The organism is Sphingobium amiense, from assembly GCF_003967075.1.
Taxonomy (GTDB): Bacteria; Pseudomonadota; Alphaproteobacteria; order Sphingomonadales; family Sphingomonadaceae; genus Sphingobium; species Sphingobium amiense.
Genome location: NZ_AP018664.1, coordinates 217,690 through 232,429, shown reverse-complemented (window position 1 = coordinate 232,429; position 14,740 = coordinate 217,690). Strand labels below are relative to the sequence as shown.

The 14,740-nt window shown below is 64.6% G+C and carries 15 protein-coding genes; all 15 read left to right on the top strand.

Annotated elements, in window-relative coordinates:
• Positions 1-7: 7 nt before the first annotated feature.
• From SAMIE_RS01130 to SAMIE_RS01060, 15 genes are read left to right on the top strand one after another with little or no spacing between them, the layout of a single operon-like run.
• The gene (locus SAMIE_RS01130) at positions 8-580 is read left to right on the top strand and encodes a type IV conjugative transfer system protein TraE (protein WP_030089676.1); all 573 of its coding nucleotides are present in this window, start codon (positions 8-10) and stop codon (positions 578-580) included.
• Positions 580-1,335 (top strand): type-F conjugative transfer system secretin TraK, encoded by a 756-nt coding sequence (locus SAMIE_RS01125; RefSeq protein ID WP_066701513.1) that lies wholly within the window; start codon positions 580-582, stop codon positions 1,333-1,335. The genes SAMIE_RS01130 and SAMIE_RS01125 overlap by 1 nt, the downstream gene beginning before the upstream one ends.
• Positions 1,328-2,668, top strand: a complete 1,341-nt coding sequence (locus tag SAMIE_RS01120) for a TrbI/VirB10 family protein (RefSeq protein WP_066701514.1) — start codon at positions 1,328-1,330, stop codon at positions 2,666-2,668. Before SAMIE_RS01125 ends, SAMIE_RS01120 begins: the two co-directional genes overlap by 8 nt.
• The gene (locus SAMIE_RS01115) at positions 2,665-3,579 is read left to right on the top strand and encodes a DsbC family protein (protein WP_066554244.1); all 915 of its coding nucleotides are present in this window, start codon (positions 2,665-2,667) and stop codon (positions 3,577-3,579) included. The genes SAMIE_RS01120 and SAMIE_RS01115 overlap by 4 nt, the downstream gene beginning before the upstream one ends.
• A 4-nt stretch (positions 3,580-3,583) precedes the next feature.
• On the top strand, positions 3,584-4,393 hold the full coding sequence (locus SAMIE_RS01110) for a conjugal transfer protein TraV (protein ID WP_066701515.1): 810 nt from the start codon (positions 3,584-3,586) through the stop codon (positions 4,391-4,393).
• Positions 4,393-6,936, top strand: coding sequence for a type IV secretion system protein TraC (traC, locus tag SAMIE_RS01105; protein WP_066701516.1), 2,544 nt, complete (start codon positions 4,393-4,395; stop codon positions 6,934-6,936). The genes SAMIE_RS01110 and traC overlap by 1 nt, the downstream gene beginning before the upstream one ends.
• A gap of 29 nt (positions 6,937-6,965) precedes the next feature.
• On the top strand, positions 6,966-7,358 hold the full coding sequence (locus SAMIE_RS01100; protein ID WP_066701518.1) for a hypothetical protein: 393 nt from the start codon (positions 6,966-6,968) through the stop codon (positions 7,356-7,358).
• Positions 7,355-7,762, top strand: a complete 408-nt coding sequence (locus SAMIE_RS01095; protein ID WP_066701520.1) for a type-F conjugative transfer system protein TrbI — start codon at positions 7,355-7,357, stop codon at positions 7,760-7,762. The genes SAMIE_RS01100 and SAMIE_RS01095 overlap by 4 nt, the downstream gene beginning before the upstream one ends.
• A complete protein-coding gene (locus SAMIE_RS01090) occupies positions 7,749-8,285 on the top strand; it encodes a S26 family signal peptidase (RefSeq protein ID WP_066701522.1) in 537 nt (178 codons plus the stop codon). Before SAMIE_RS01095 ends, SAMIE_RS01090 begins: the two co-directional genes overlap by 14 nt.
• Positions 8,282-8,929, top strand: a complete 648-nt coding sequence (gene traW / locus SAMIE_RS01085; RefSeq protein ID WP_083952551.1) for a type-F conjugative transfer system protein TraW — start codon at positions 8,282-8,284, stop codon at positions 8,927-8,929. Before SAMIE_RS01090 ends, traW begins: the two co-directional genes overlap by 4 nt.
• Positions 8,926-9,954 (top strand): conjugal transfer pilus assembly protein TraU, encoded by a 1,029-nt coding sequence (gene traU / locus SAMIE_RS01080; RefSeq protein ID WP_066701528.1) that lies wholly within the window; start codon positions 8,926-8,928, stop codon positions 9,952-9,954. Before traW ends, traU begins: the two co-directional genes overlap by 4 nt.
• The gene (trbC, locus tag SAMIE_RS01075; RefSeq protein WP_066701529.1) at positions 9,951-10,715 is read left to right on the top strand and encodes a type-F conjugative transfer system pilin assembly protein TrbC; all 765 of its coding nucleotides are present in this window, start codon (positions 9,951-9,953) and stop codon (positions 10,713-10,715) included. Before traU ends, trbC begins: the two co-directional genes overlap by 4 nt.
• Positions 10,712-12,439 (top strand): conjugal transfer protein TraN, encoded by a 1,728-nt coding sequence (locus tag SAMIE_RS01070; RefSeq protein ID WP_066701531.1) that lies wholly within the window; start codon positions 10,712-10,714, stop codon positions 12,437-12,439. Before trbC ends, SAMIE_RS01070 begins: the two co-directional genes overlap by 4 nt.
• Positions 12,420-13,271, top strand: coding sequence for a conjugal transfer protein TraF (locus tag SAMIE_RS01065; RefSeq protein WP_066701533.1), 852 nt, complete (start codon positions 12,420-12,422; stop codon positions 13,269-13,271). The genes SAMIE_RS01070 and SAMIE_RS01065 overlap by 20 nt, the downstream gene beginning before the upstream one ends.
• Before the next feature lies 1 nt (position 13,272).
• Positions 13,273-14,709 (top strand): conjugal transfer protein TraH, encoded by a 1,437-nt coding sequence (locus SAMIE_RS01060; RefSeq protein ID WP_066701535.1) that lies wholly within the window; start codon positions 13,273-13,275, stop codon positions 14,707-14,709.
• Positions 14,710-14,740 lie beyond the last annotated feature (31 nt).

Genomic DNA, 14,740 nt, shown 5'->3' with positions numbered 1-14,740 from the left:
CACTTCCATGTATTCCGACATATCTCACGAACGCCAGCAATCGCTGCTGCGCCAGCGCAACCTCTTTGCGCTCACTAGCGCTGGCCTAGGCCTCGCACTGGTCATCGCCGGTAGCCTTGCCGCTACCCGTGACCGCGAAGTGGTGCTGGTTCCGACCGTTCCCAAACAGCTCACGGTGAGCAGTGCCGGGGTCGAGGCCGACTATCTCGAGCTCGTCACCCGCGATGCCGCCCTTGTTCTCCTCAATCGCAGCCCCGAGGGCCTCGATTACTGGATGAACGAGATCCTAAAGCTGGCAGATCCCGGAAGCTATGGCCGCCTCAAGGCCGAACTCGTCCGGATCGTCGAAGAGCAGCGGGGCTCGGATGTCACCCAGGCATTCGTGATCCGGTCGATGACGGTCGATCCCAAGGGTCTGACATCGGATGTGACCGGCACGCTCAAGACCTTCGTCGGCGCGCAGGTGATTGCCAGCGACGAGCGCCGCTTCCGCTTCAGCTGGACTTACCGCGGCCTGCGCCTCGCGCTCTCCGGGTTCGCCCAGCTCCCCCCACAGGACAAATCGAAGGAGGCCCAGTGATGGCTTACCGAAAAGGGACCCATACACGGGGTCTATTTCTGAGCGCGGCCGCTCTGCTCACCGCAGCATCCCCCGCTCATGCCGCCGACCAGTTCAAGCAAACGGCTGACGGTGCCGGAATTGAGTGCAGCGTTTCAGCGCGAGAGCTGACCCGCTTCGCATTGGTCGACGACCAGTTCGCCAGCGTCTCGAAGATCTCGACCGGCACACCCTTCAACGACTTTGCAGTGACCAACGAGCCGGTGCGCGGCGACATCTATGTGTCGGTGCCGGAAACTTACGCGGCGCGGTCGATCAGCTTCTTCACCACCACCAAGAAGGGCTTCGTCTACAAGGTCGCGTGTCGGGTTGAGCAAATTCCGGCGACCCAGGTCTTCATCACCAACCCCGCCATCGCGAAGAACCGGGCGGCGGATTGGGAAAGCCAGACCCCGATCGAGACCAGCGCCGTCAGGCTCATCCAGGCGATGGCCAATGACCGGACGGTCGACGGTTTCGAGGTCCGCCAATCGACTGCCATACCCGCACGGGTCGGCGATCTCGAAGTCCAGCTCATCGCTGATTATCGCGGCGCCAGCCTCACTGGGAAGGTCGTCCGCATCCACAATCGCGGAACGAAACCCGTGACGCTCGCCGAACGCGATCTCGCACCGCGCGACACGCTCGCCGTCTCGATCGCCGAGCCAAAGCTCGAACCCGGGGCCAGCACAACCGCCTTTGTTGTCGGCGCAAGCGGGGAGACCGGCAATGACTGATGCAACCCATACGCCAAGCACTGCCCCTTTGCAGGCCGAGAGCGCGGCATCGTCCGAACTTTCCGGGCTCAACGCCCGCACCGCGCGCCGTCAGAAGCTGCTGCTGGGGTCGCTGGGAGCACTCGCCCTCATCGGCGGAAGCTGGTTCATCCTTGGCGGCGACGACAAGGCCAAGACCGGCGATCCCAATGCGGCGCAGACGATCGACACGGCAGGCCTGGTCAACCGCGACCTGTCCCAGCGCGAGTTCGTCGCGACCTACGGCAACAGGCTCGATGCGGTCACCCGCGAGCAGAAGGCGCTGAAGGATGGGAGCGTCCCGCGGACGGAGATCGAGGCGCAGCTGGCGGCTCTCAAAGCCGAGAACCAGGCCATGCGTGTCGATGGACAGGCCGCGATCGATGCCATCTCGGCAGAGAACGCCGAGCTTAAGACCCGGCTTGCCGCGCAGCCTGCATCACCGGCATCGGCTGTTCTGCCACCGGCTTATGGGCCGCAGGCAGGCGGCTACGACGCGCGAGCCCGTTCGTCCCAGTCAGGAGCTGCGCCTACAGGGGGTGATCCGCAGGGCGGCATGATCTCGTCGCCTGGCGAGGTGAAGCTGATGAGCTTCAGCTCCGACAAGGCAGCGACCAATGGCCTCCGTGTGGGCCGGCCCGATGCGCCACCGGTCGTCGTCGAGGATTCGCCCGATTATCTGCCGCCCAACTCCTACGCTCCGGCACGCGTAATCGTCGGCGTCGACGCCTCGGCAGGCGTCGCCAGCCAGACCGATCCGCTGCCTGTGGTGCTTCGGATTACCGGCCCTGCTCGTTCGGTCATGCAGAACGGAAAGGTTCTGACCACCCGGATTCAGGGCTGCGTCGTCAACGGCGCGGCACGCGGGGATCTCAGCAGCGAGAAGGTCTACGTGAAGCTCGCCCGCATGACCTGCGATCAGCCTGGCGGCAGGGTCGCAGTGAGCGAGGTCAAAGGCTTCATCAGCTTCGCTGGCAAGTCCGGGGTCCGCGGCCGCGTCGTCAGCCGCGAAGGCAGCCTCGTCAGCCAGGCCCTGCTGGCCGGGATCGTCGGCGGCTTCGGGCGCGGCTTCTCGGCCAATGCCAACAGTGTCTTTTCCGGCGTCACGACCAACCCCAACGGCAGTCGCTCCAAGCTCTCGGCCGGCGACATTCTCGGTGGCGGGCTTGGCCAGGGTGCCGCCGATGCGGCCGACACGGTCAGCAAATACCTGATCGAGCGCGCCGAACAGTACCAACCCGTCGTCGAGATGCCGACCGGCATCGATGTCGAGATCGTGTTCCTCGACGGCGTCTACGTGAGGAACTCCCAATGATCGAAAATACTCTCCTTGAGCAGGACAATCGTCGGCGCCGTTGGTTGCGTGCCAGCGCTGGACTGGCGGCGATCATCGCCGTGTCGGCCGCGACGGGATGGGGTGTGGCAAGCCTTGCTGCCCCTGCTGCTGCTCCGGACACGGCGAAGGTTCGAGAGGCGCTCAAGCTGCGCCTGCCCAAGACGCCGATCGACGCGATCAACTGCAAGGGCCTGGGCGGCCTGTGCGAGGTCGCGTCCAAATCGACGCTCTTTTACGTCGATCGGGCAGCAAAGTATCTGGTGATCGGCCGGGTCTACGACATGGAAGCCCGTCAGGACCTGACGGCTGCCCGCTTGCTTGCCCTCAATCCGGACTTGTTGGCAGCGGGGGCAGCGCGGCGCAGCAATCCCGAGACGCAAGCGGAAGGCGGCCCGAGCGCAGCCGCAGCTTCAGATCGAAACGCGGCACCGCGACATGTCCCGCTCGGCAAGCTTCCCGCCAAAGGCGCCATCACCTGGGGACCGGCCGATGGTCCACGTGTCGTCGTCTTTTCAGACTTCCACTGCGGCTATTGCAAGAAGCTCGAGGCCGAATTGAAGGCGATCGGGGCGCGGGTTGAAGAGCGGCCGATCTCGATCTTCGGGGCGGAGAGCCGGCGCGATGCCGAACGGGTGCTGTGCTCGCCGCGGCCTGAGCTGGCGCTGCATATGGCCTATTCGGGTCTGGCGCTCGCCAATCCCAAACCCTGCGACACAAGCGGTCTCGATGCCAACGAGGCCTTCGCGCGGGCCCACGGTTTTGGCGGCACCCCTGTGATCGTGCGCCCCGCCGATGGCGCCGTTCTCGAAGGCTTCCGGCCTGCCGCTGTGCTCCGCGACTTCCTGCGCGCTGGCCCCTCCCTGGCCCCCACTCCTGCTCCCAAAGGATAGACCCATGCGTTTTCCGACACGTCTCCTTGCCTGCGCCTGTCTGGCCGGTCTTGCCAGTGGCTGCGCCACGTTCGGCACCAACGTCGAGGGCGATTTCACCTGCCGCGCGCCGAAGGGCGACTGCGCACCGGCTCACGTCATCGATGCCAAGGCGACGGACAATCTGTCGAACGGCACGCTGCTCCATGCTGACGCGCGGCAGAGGTCAGGCGTCGTGGATGCCGACACCAGCCGCACAGCGGAACGCACCTTGCGCGTCGTCTTCCCCGCACATGTCGATGAAGCTGGAACGCTGCACGATGAAGCGGTCGCCTGGACCGTCGTCGAAAATCCGCGCTGGGCCACCGAGCTGCGCCGCAAGGCGGGTGAGGACCAGGGCGGATCCCTGATGCGCCAGGTTCGTCGGCAGCTGAAAGCCGCCCAGAGAGCCCCAGCACCGGACGGTGCGGAAGGAGACCCGAACGTACCTGATGAGGCGTCGCCCTTCTCGTCTGCACGCGACGACGCGGGTCAGGCTGGCGGCATCTCGGGCGCCGATGCCCCCAGTCCCTTCAACGAAACTTCAGATGCCTCGCCGCTGGTCCTCCCCTCCACGGCGCGCGAGGCCGTTGCCGGTGCCAAGGCACCGGCGGTCGAGGGGTTCGACACGTCGCCTCCCCCGCGTGATCGAGCCCCTCGGCCTGAGGCGGGGCAGAGCGCTCCGCTGTTCCCCAGCGCAGCGGCGATTGAAGCCGCGAAAGCTGCAATCCGCCCGGCAGTCAGAACCGGCGAACAGCCGATCGTCAGCACCTCCCAGCCGAAGGAGCCCAAGTGATGGCCGAACAACTCAAGACCGTCGTCGATCGGCTGCTCAGTGGATTGCTGGGTGATGCCGAGCACGCTGACAAAGCCCGCCCGCAGCTCATGGTCGACATGCTCTCCGACTGGCTCCCCTACCGGGTCTACGATCCGGCAACACGCCTTTACTTCAACGCACGCTCGAAGGGCTTTGTCCTTTCGGTTACGCCGCTGATCGGAGCCGACGAGCGCACCGGGGAAATCCTGGGACAGTTCTTCTCGGAAGGACTGCCAGCAGGCGCCTGCCTGCAGGTGCTCCACCTAGCAAGCCCGCGCATCAGCAGGATCATCGCCCCGTGGTTCGCCCCACGGTACATTCAGGGCGGCGTGTACGAGGCAATTGCCCGGCACCGGGCGCGGCGGCTCTATTCGCTCGTCTGGGAGTCCGGTTCGCCGGACGCGCCCTTCCATGCTCGGCATCACCAGGTCATCGTCTCGGTCGGGGTGCCGACGTCCAAATCGGTCAGCAATGAGGATCTCAAGCAGACCCGCGATGGCCTGGTGGCGATGCTCAAGTCGCTCAATCTCGGCGTGGTCGAAGTCGGGCCGGAAGCGCTCATCGCTGTCATCGATGATCTGACTTCGCCCACCACCGCCCCGCAGGACGATGCGGTGCCCTACAACCCGAATGATCCAATCGCCTCCCAGGCGATCCGCCACGACATCGAACTGGTGGTGGCTGAAGATCGCATGCGGCTCGTGACCGAGCGTTTCCGTCCCACTGGCAAGGTCAATGACGGCGTGCCCGAGATCGGGACCGTCTATCCCGATGCCTTCGATGTCCGGCATTTTGCTGTACGCAACATGCCATCGCGCTGGGCCCCGTGGGAATGCGCGCGGCTGATCGGCGACCTGTTCACCGACAAGCTGCGCTTCCCCTGCCCGGCCGCCACCATGCTGTGTCTCGTCTATCCGGATCAGGAGGCTGCATCGGCGAAGGCCGGATTCAAGTTCATGCGGACGACCAGCCTCGCCGGAACCCGCAGCGCGCGGTTCCTGCCTCGGATCGGCGAACAGGCCGCCGAGTGGCAGCATGTTCAGGCCGAGCTCCAGGAAGGCCGCCGTCTCGTGCGGGTCTTCTACGGTGTCACGACCTATTCACCGCTGGGTCAGGGAGATCGCCACGAACGCGCGATCAAATCGATCTACAAGGCGGCGGGCTGGGACCTTACCGACGAGCGCTACCTCCAGATCCAGGGATTGCTCGCCGCGATGCCGCTCACCCTGGCTGACGGGCTCGGCACCGACATGGAGCGGCTGAAGCGGTTCAAGACTGTGTTGTCGACGACCGCCGCCAATATCGCGCCCATGCAGGGCGAGTATCTCGGCAGCGCCCATCCCCACCTGCTGTTCGTCGGGCGGCGCGGCCAGCCCTTTTTCTGGTCGCCGTTCGAGAACGAGGCCGGCAACCACAATGTTGCGATCTGCGGCAAGTCGGGATCGGGCAAGTCGGTGCTGCTCCAGGAGATGTGCGCCGCGCTGCGCGGCGCCGGCGCACAGGTTGTCGTGATCGACGATGGCCGCAGCTTCGAGCACTCGGTCAAGCTGCAGGGCGGCCGCTTTGTCGAGTTCACAATTGCAGCGGGCTTCTGTCTCAACCCGTTCTCGATGATCGATGCGACCCGCGCCGCCGAAGACGAGGACTACCGTCTCGACTGCTTCGGGATGATCAAGGCCATCGTCGGGCAAATGGCTCGCCACAGCGCGAAGCTGACGGATACTGAGCGCGGATTGATCGACCGGGCGGTCAACCTCGTCTGGGCGCAGCACGGCGCGGCTGCCACAGTTACGACCGTCGGCGAGATGCTGGCCAGTCTCGGCCATGACACTGCCGCTGATATCGCAACCGCGCTTGCCCCCTACATGGCGGGCGGAACTTACGGCGCCTTCTTCGAAGGCCAGGCAAGCCTCGACCTCGATGCGGACTTCACGGTCTTCGAGATGTCCGACCTTGCGAGCCGGGAGGATCTGCGCAGCGTCGTCCTCTCAGCCATCATGTTCATGACCAGCCAAGCCATGACGCGAAGCCCGAGGTCACTGCGCAAGCTTCTGCTGATCGATGAAGCCTGGTCGATGCTCAAGGGCGGTTCGATGGGTGAATTCGTCGAAACCTACGCCCGCACCTGCCGCAAGTATGGCGGCGCGTTGGCGACCGCTACCCAGTCGCTCAACGACTATTACAAGTCCGACGGGGCGACGGCGGCGCTCGAGAACAGCGACTGGATGCTGATCCTCCAGCAGAAGCCGGAGACGATCGCCGATTTCAAGGCCAGCAAGCGCCTCGATATGGACGATCGCACCGAGACGCTGATCCGCAGTCTCAAGCGCTCCGGGAGCGACTATTCCGAGGTGTTCATCAAGGGGCCGGAGACCGAGGCGATCGGGCGGCTCGTGCTCGATGACTATTCGGCAACGCTCTTCTCGAGTTCGCCCCAAACCTTCGCCGCCATCGATGCCGAGATCGCCCGCGGCCACCAACTCGCCGATGCCATCGAGCGCATCGCTCATCCCAACCGCTGACACCTCTTCACCAAAGGATTCTGAAACTCATGCCTCTCCACCTCGTCACCCCGTTCGACCGGACGGATGCGCCCGAAGACGAACAGCCCGTCAGCCAGCCAGTCCAGACCTTGCGCTCGCGCATGGCCGATGGCTGCTACATAGTGCTGCGCGGTAGTCTGTTTCTCGGCTCGTCCTATCTGATGGCAATGGGCCTGCCGCTGCTCTTCTTCCTCCTTCTATCGGGCGGCAATCCCGACGCCTTCTTCGCCCATGTCGCCAATCTCGGTGATCGCTTCCTGGCGGCGGATTTCACTCGGCGCGTCACATTCGTCGATCAGTGCAAGTTCGTTCTGATCGGTCTCGCCACGCTCGTCGTCGTGTGGCGCATGCCGCGCTTCATCCGTGATCTCGACCGCGAACTCTCGGGAGAAAAGCTGTGAAGAACATTCTGGCAACATCAAGGCTGCGCGGGCGGCTTGCATCGATCAATCTCACCGCCGTCCTGGTCGGCGCTGGCATGGTTGGTCAGACGCTATGGGGTGTCTGGGCGACCGACAAGCTGCTCACCCTGGAAAAGCGGGAGGTCGTCACGGTCCAGCTGAGCCGGATCATGGGCGACTTCATCGAAGCTGAAGCGCGCGCTGGCCGGCCGCCTGAAGAGACCAGGCAACGCGTCCAGGCCTACCTGAAAGCCGTGGAAGCCTCTGTGCAGAAGCTCGGGCGCGAAGGCCGGACGGTCCTCGTTGCCGAAGCCGTGGTCGCCGGGAGCACGCCGGACCTGACCGGGTCTGTGCGTGCCGACGTCGTGCGCCGCATGGGAGCCCTTCCCAATGCAGCCCGCTGATCTCTCGATCCGCTCAGCGTCGGCGCCCAATTTCGTACAACGCCTCGTGCTTTGGGGCGGGCTCGGCGCCGGGGCACTGGCGCTCTCCTCGCTTGCCGCCTTCGCGCAGGGCCATGCGCTTATGATCAATGTGAGCCCCAGTCTGCCTTACTGGGCCATCTGGGTCACGCGGGGGGCACCCGTGCATCGCGGGGACATCATCCTGTTCGACCCACCCACCTCGCCTTTGTTGGTCAAGCATTTCGGGGCGGAGCCAAAGCCGTTCGGCAAGCGGGTGAGCGGTGTCCCGGGCGACATCGTCACCGAGCGAAATCGCACCTACTTCGTCAACGGGCAGGCGGTCGCTAAGGCCAAGCTCAAGAGTCGCCTTGGCGAACCCCTCGCGCTCGGACCGACGGGGCGCGTTCCGCAAGGCTGCTACTTCGTCACCAGCGAACACAAGGATGGTTTCGACAGCCGCTACGCCGCAATCGGTTGGATTTGTGGGCCGCGCATTCTCGGGGTCGGGAGGCCAATCCTGTGAGGCTCATCACCTTGCCCATTTGCGCGACTGCGCTTGCGCTTGCCATAGCACCCCAGGCAATGGCTCGCGACTACGGCCAGCACGGCACGGTTTGGCCAGTGGTCGAGCCGGACCTACTCCAGCAGATGCATGCCAGGCTTACGCAGCTCGAGAAGACCGGCGAGACCGCGCGTCTCAATGAAGAGCTGAAGCGGCGAACGATCGCCCGGGTCAACCGGCCTGAGCCTGTCGCAGGCATCTCCCTCGCCTCGGCAATACGCAGCTGGCGTTTCGATCCGACGATCACCGTCGAGCGCGACATTGCTGACGATAAGGGCCGGCTCATCATTGCCGCAGGCACGCGCGTCAATCCGCTCGATACCGTGCCGCTCCGGGCTCCGCTCGTCTTCCTGGATGGAGACGACCCGGCACAGCTTGCCTGGGCCACCCGTCGCTATGCCAGCACGAAGGCCAAGCTCATCCTCGTGCGGGGTGCGCCGCTCGAACTCATGAAAGCCCGCCAGCGGCGCTTCTACTTCGATCAGGGCGGCACGCTGGTGAAGCACTTCGGCATTCGCGCTGTGCCCGCAACGGTCGAGCAGCAGGGCCGCGCGCTCCTGATCACCGAACAGCCGGTCACTCCCAAAGAGCGGGCGCAATCATGAGCAGGAAACATCGTCTTTTGTCATGGCTTTGCGGAGCACTTCTGCTCACCAGCCTGAGCGTCATCTCCAGCTCGCCTGCCCAGGCTGCGGCCGGTCCAGGCCGATGCACGGGAAAGTTCGTCAATCCGATCACGGACATCTGCTGGTCCTGCCTATTCCCGATTTCGATCGGAGGCTTGAAGATCTGGCCGTCAAGTCGGCCCGACACCAACAACCCCGCTCTGCCGGTGTGCCTGTGCGGGCTGCGGCCCGGGATTGCCATGGGGTTCTGGGAGCCGGTCCGGCTTGCCGATGTCAGCATGAAGCCGTGGTGCTTCGTCAATCTGGGCGGGATGAAGCTCGATCCGGGTTTCGACATCGGCTTCAAGTCGATGGCCGGACCATCGGCGGTCGGCGGCAACACTCAGTACAACTCGCAGTGGCATGTCCACTGGTATGCCTATCCGCTGATCTACTGGATGGAGATCGTTGCCGACTTCCTGTGCCTCGAGTCCGGCTCGATCGACATTCTCTACATTACCGAGATCGACCCGCTCTGGCAGGACAGCGAACTCACCGCGATCATCAACCCCGAGGCGGTCCTGTTCGCCAATCCCTTGGCGCTTGCAGCCTGCGCGGCCGACTGCATGGCGGCAACGGCCAAGCTGCCGACTGATGAACTGTTCTGGTGCGCGGGCTGTCAGGGCACGATGTATCCGCTCAACGGCAATGTCTCGGCGACCATTGGCCATGTCCAGGCCTCGCGGCTCGCGCTCGCCCGCTTCTCCTACAAGCTCCACCGCGAACTCGTCGCTTGGGGGACGATGGGCAGTAAGGGGCTTTGCGGCAAGTACCTGATGCCGGTGATGCGCAAGCAGCAGTACCGCTTCCAAGCCACCAATCCCAATCCGCAGACCAAGGGCCGCTATGCCTGCGCGCCCATTGGTGCCTCCACCACCTTCATGTCGGCAGGCCAGGTCTATCCCGCCATTGGCGAGGACATGGGCTACCTGGTCTGGCGCAAGCGGAACTGCTGCGCGCTATGAAAACCCTTCCTCATCTCCTTGTAGTCGCTTCGCTTTCGAGCCTTGCCGCTCTGGCTGGTGCATCCGCACAGACAGCCGAGCCAGACCTTGATCTGGCGGCCATCCGGGCGCGGGCCAGCGCCGAGGCCAACGATGCCGAAGCCCTATCCGCCAACGCTCGCGCAAGGGCCGAAACTCTAGCGCGGGAGGCCAGGACAAGCACCGAAGAGGCCGAGGTGCACGCTCGCCGCTACACCCGTGAGGCCGCCGCAAGTTCGAAGCCTGATCCGGCCAGCACCTTCGATTTTGACCGGATGGTGGCCGACGCCGGCACCATGACCAGTGATGGCATGGGCGAGGCGCCGAGGTTCATGGCCTTTGCTTCGCTCTCGATGCCGCCAGCGGCGCTGCGCGCGATGATCGACGACGTGGCCAAGGCGGGCGGTATCGTCGCCCTGCGCGGGTTGCCTGGCAACAGCGCCAAGGCCCTAACGGCCGCGCTGGCGAAAGTCGCAAAGCCGGGCGAGCAACTGGACGGTGTCGGCATCGACCCGCGCCTGTTCCGCGCCTTCGGGATTGAGGCGGTTCCTGCCTACGTCGTGACCAGCAGCGACTTTGACCTCTGCGATGGTTTCGACTGCCGCACGCAAGTTCCGCCTCACGACCGGATGAGCGGCAATGTCAGCGCAGCCTACGCGCTTGAGACCTTCGCGCGCGGCGGCGGCCCTGGCGCTTTGCTCGCAGCCCATCACCTTGCCCGTCTTGAAAGGCAGGTTCCATGAAACGGCTATCCCTCCCTGTCGCCGGCCTTTGTGCGCTCCTGCTCACCCTGACCGGGCCGCTTCACGCCCAGACCACAACCGATGCCGCCAAGGCAGACGGCAAGGCTTTCGGGCGTGACAAGGCGGCATCCGCACAAGGCGCGGCGACGACAAACCCTGACGCCAGCCGCATCCCCAATTTCGGCGGCACGCCAAGCCAGTCAGGCTATTTCGACGATCCGGACCGGATGAGCCGCGAAGCGGCCAGCCAGGCCACGACCAACACCGGCTACAAGGCAATGCGGGACTCGATGGACCGGCGGGCCCGGTTTGCCCCTCAGGATCTCGATGCGACGATCGCGCGCAGCAATGTCATCAGCGATGACCCGCTCGCCTACACGAGCGGGATGGCCATTGGCGGCTCGCAGGGGCGCTGCGTGCCCTTGCCGCCGGCCAGCGGGACCGCGGCACGCTACATGGCGACCTGCAACGTCGGTTACACGGCAACCCAAGAAACCCGGACCTGCCCCGTGACATTGACCGCGCGGGTCGTGCAACGTCAGGTCTACGGCTACTATTGCGTTGGCGGCAGCGGGGTCGACCCGGCTTCGGTCTACAACTGCAACCGCTACCCCGCGCCGCAATGCACGGTCACGCAGTCCTATCCGATCAACCTGTGCGATCCCTATTTCGGAATCTACTGGGGCTGCAACTCCGGCGATCTGAGGGTTGATCTCGTCAGTTGCACGTCGCCGGTCGAGGGCGCTACGCCCTATACGGTGACCGGCGAGAACGTCGTCACGACCACGCGCGACGAAGGCCAATGCGCCGGCCTCGCGGCCGACAGCTCGTGCCAGCAGGACACCGAGACGTGCACCGACAGCGATCCGGTGACCCGCATCGTCGATGGCATCGCCGTGACGCAGCCTTGCTGGGCATGGAGCCGCAGTTACAGCTGCGCACAATTCACGGAGGCTCAGGACTGCCAGACGCTTGAAGCCACACCGGGCTGCAAGCTGGTGCGCGAAGACTGTCTCGCTGGCGAGCCCTGCCGAACCTGGGAGCGGGTCTATGATTGCCCGGTTCCAGACCAGCCTGGGAACACCAACCAGTTCATCTGCGACGGTGATGTCTACTGCATCGATGGCTCGTGCGAGACCATCCAGCGCGAGGCCAACAACGAGTTCAAGGACGCGGCCGTCGCCTTGAACGCGATGAACCAGGCGCGCCGCGAATTCGATCCGGACAATCTCACCCTGTTCAAGGGAACCCGAGAAAGCTGCTCGTCCAAGGTCTTCGGCGTGCTCAACTGCTGCAAGGGCAAGGGCTTCCCGCTTATCCCGGGCATCCAGCTGCTCGTGGCGCTGGGCTGCAGCCGCGAGGAGATGCTGCTGCATCAGAAGGATGCGCAGGGTCTGTGCGCCTACGTCGGCACCTATTGCTCGTCCTCGTTCCTTGGCGTGTGCCTGACCAAGCGCAAGGTCTATTGCTGCTTTGAATCCAAGCTCTCGCGGATCCTGCAGGAGCAAGGCCGCCAGCAGCTGAACAAGCCCTGGGGCAAGCCGAAGACCGAGCAATGCCAGGGCTTCACCATCGACGAGTTTGCTCGGCTCGACCTCTCGAAAATGGATTTCAGCGAGGTCTATGCCGAGTTCACCGACGCCGCCCGCCTGCCTGACGAGCTGCAGGCAACCCAGGACATCCAACAGAAGATCGAGGACTACTATGCCCGCGCCCGCCAGTAAGGCCGCGTGGCGGCTGCTTGCCGCCTGCGCGATTGCCAATTCCGTTTGCCAGTTTTCTCTGGCGACCGCCCAGCCCGTCGCAAGCCGGACCGATGCGCCGCCCAGCGCACAATCGGCCGAGCGCCAGGATAGCTTCTATTGCGAGGAGCGGCGGCTTGGATACTGGTTCTACTGCGAACGTCCCAAGACGCCGGAGCAGAATACACCCCTGCCTGCGCCTACGGCCAGCGCGACCAGCCAACTTGATGCGATCACGGCGACGTTGCGCGAACTGAAGGCCAAGGCGATCCTGGAGCCGACGCCGAATAACGTTACGGCCTATATCCGCTTCCAGCGGGCCCAGCTCGACCGCGCGTCGCTCTTCAGCGACGTCTGGCAGCGGGCGATCTGGCAGGATCCCGAGCTCGACTACACGCTTCAGCGCCCGGTCTCGACGCTCGGCAAGCGCCAGTGGCAGGATTCGCGCAGCGCGGAACGGAACGCGGCAATGGCACAGCTCTCCGAGCGCTACGGCCTCTTCTACTTCTTCGCCCAGAGCTGCGGCGCCTGTGAGGTCATGTCGCCAATCGTGCAGAGCGTTGCCTCGACCTGGCATATCGCGGTGCGTGCGATTTCGACCGACGGCGGTCCGTCGCGGCATTTCCCGAACTACACGGTCGAGACCAACCAGCGCAGCCGCATGGGGCTCGAGCCCAAGGTCACGCCAGCGGTCGTCCTCTGGGACGCGCAGACCGGCCGCCCCATTCCGATCGGCTACGGCGTCATGAGCGCCGACGAGCTGCAGGACCGGATTTACCTCCTCACATCGAAGGAAGCTGGACGTGACTACTAGGATGAAAAGAGCCGTCGCTGCGCTCCTTGCAGCCACCCTCCCCCTCACCCTTCCGCTATCTGGCGCATCGGCCGATGTCGGCAGTTCGATGGACTCGTTTCTGAACGATGTCGGAGGCGCAGCCAACGTCAACGGGCCGACCGCGTTTCAGGGGCAGTCTGCCGGCTATTACAGCCTCGGCAATGTCTGGACGCGGTTCCCGCAGAAGACGACCAACATTGCCAACCTGCAGCTGCCGCGCGCCCGCGCCGGTTGCGGCGGGATCGACATCTTTGCCGGGTCCTTCAGCTTCATCAACACGAGCGAGATCGTCGCGATGCTGAAGGCAGTCGCGAACAATGCCGTCGGCTTCGCCTTCAGCCTCGCGATCGACACCGTCTGCCCGGAATGCTCGAAGATCATGCAGGAGTTCAGCCAGAAGGCTCAGCTCATGAACAATCTCAACATCAACTCCTGCGAGATGGCGCAGGGCCTTGTGGGCGGGATCTGGCCCAAGGGCGACCTTGCCGACAAGGCGATCTGTGAGGCGATCGGCAACTCCGAAGGCATCTTCACCGACTATGCCGCGGCCAAACATGGGTGCGGCACCAGGGGGCAGCGATCGAGCACGACCGCGCAAGGCTCGGGCAAGTATGACGACGTCAATCCCGGCGTGCCGCGCAACTACACCTGGACAATCCTCAAGAAGTCGGCGTTCTTCTCGCCAGGCGGCAGGTTCGACGAAGAGCTCGCCGAATATGCGATGACGCTGCTGGGCACGATCATCTACGTGCCCCCCAAGGACGACGAGCCGGGCAAGTTCGTGCCGATCGTCGGTGAGGCATCGTCCACCCTCGTGACTTCGCTGCTGGATGGCACCTCGAATGGCAACGTCCTCATCTTCGACTGCGACGAGCCGGAAAAGTGCCTCAACCCGGGCTTCAGGTCGCTGAGCCTGCCAGCATCGAAAGCGCTGCGGCCGCGGGTGGCGGCGCTCATAGGCGGGATGGTTCAGGCCATCCGCGACGACACCGCGATCAGCGCAGAGCAGAAGGAACTGCTGCAGGTCGCGTCCATCCCGCTCTACAAGATCCTGACCGTCCAGGCGGCCTATGGCCGGGGTATGCCGACCGACGACCGGGAGACCCTGGCCGAGATCGCCAGTGTCGACCTGCTGTTTGCCGTGCTCGACCGGATCGTGAGCGAGGCGGGCCGCTCGATGTCGAGCTTCATCGGAGCTGACGAAGCCAAGATCGCGATGTGGCAGAACCAGGTCAATGTCGTGCGTCAGGCTCTCGCTGACCGGCAGGCCAACACGCATCTCAAGGTCAATGCGGTGCTGCAGATCATTGAGAAGACGGCGTTCATCGAGAACGTGCTGGCGGCCTCGATGTCGCCCGGAATGGCCGCATCGCTGGACTGGTCGCGCGGCGTCCAGAGCCGCGCCCTCACCCACTGACCGACCCAACCACATCCAGGCGGGATAACAG

Excerpts from the sequence above, each read along its gene's own strand:
- SAMIE_RS01130 (WP_030089676.1), top strand. The coding sequence starts at position 8 with ATGTATTCCGACATATCTCACGAACGCCAGCAATCGCTGCTGCGCCAG.
- SAMIE_RS01125 (WP_066701513.1), top strand. The coding sequence starts at position 580 with ATGGCTTACCGAAAAGGGACCCATACACGGGGTCTATTTCTGAGCGCG.
- SAMIE_RS01120 (WP_066701514.1), top strand. The coding sequence starts at position 1,328 with ATGACTGATGCAACCCATACGCCAAGCACTGCCCCTTTGCAGGCCGAG.
- SAMIE_RS01115 (WP_066554244.1), top strand. The coding sequence starts at position 2,665 with ATGATCGAAAATACTCTCCTTGAGCAGGACAATCGTCGGCGCCGTTGG.
- SAMIE_RS01110 (WP_066701515.1), top strand. The coding sequence starts at position 3,584 with ATGCGTTTTCCGACACGTCTCCTTGCCTGCGCCTGTCTGGCCGGTCTT.
- traC (WP_066701516.1), top strand. The coding sequence starts at position 4,393 with ATGGCCGAACAACTCAAGACCGTCGTCGATCGGCTGCTCAGTGGATTG.
- SAMIE_RS01100 (WP_066701518.1), top strand. The coding sequence starts at position 6,966 with ATGCCTCTCCACCTCGTCACCCCGTTCGACCGGACGGATGCGCCCGAA.
- SAMIE_RS01090 (WP_066701522.1), top strand. The coding sequence starts at position 7,749 with ATGCAGCCCGCTGATCTCTCGATCCGCTCAGCGTCGGCGCCCAATTTC.
- traU (WP_066701528.1), top strand. The coding sequence starts at position 8,926 with ATGAGCAGGAAACATCGTCTTTTGTCATGGCTTTGCGGAGCACTTCTG.
- trbC (WP_066701529.1), top strand. The coding sequence starts at position 9,951 with ATGAAAACCCTTCCTCATCTCCTTGTAGTCGCTTCGCTTTCGAGCCTT.
- SAMIE_RS01070 (WP_066701531.1), top strand. The coding sequence starts at position 10,712 with ATGAAACGGCTATCCCTCCCTGTCGCCGGCCTTTGTGCGCTCCTGCTC.
- SAMIE_RS01065 (WP_066701533.1), top strand. The coding sequence starts at position 12,420 with ATGCCCGCGCCCGCCAGTAAGGCCGCGTGGCGGCTGCTTGCCGCCTGC.
- SAMIE_RS01060 (WP_066701535.1), top strand. The coding sequence starts at position 13,273 with ATGAAAAGAGCCGTCGCTGCGCTCCTTGCAGCCACCCTCCCCCTCACC.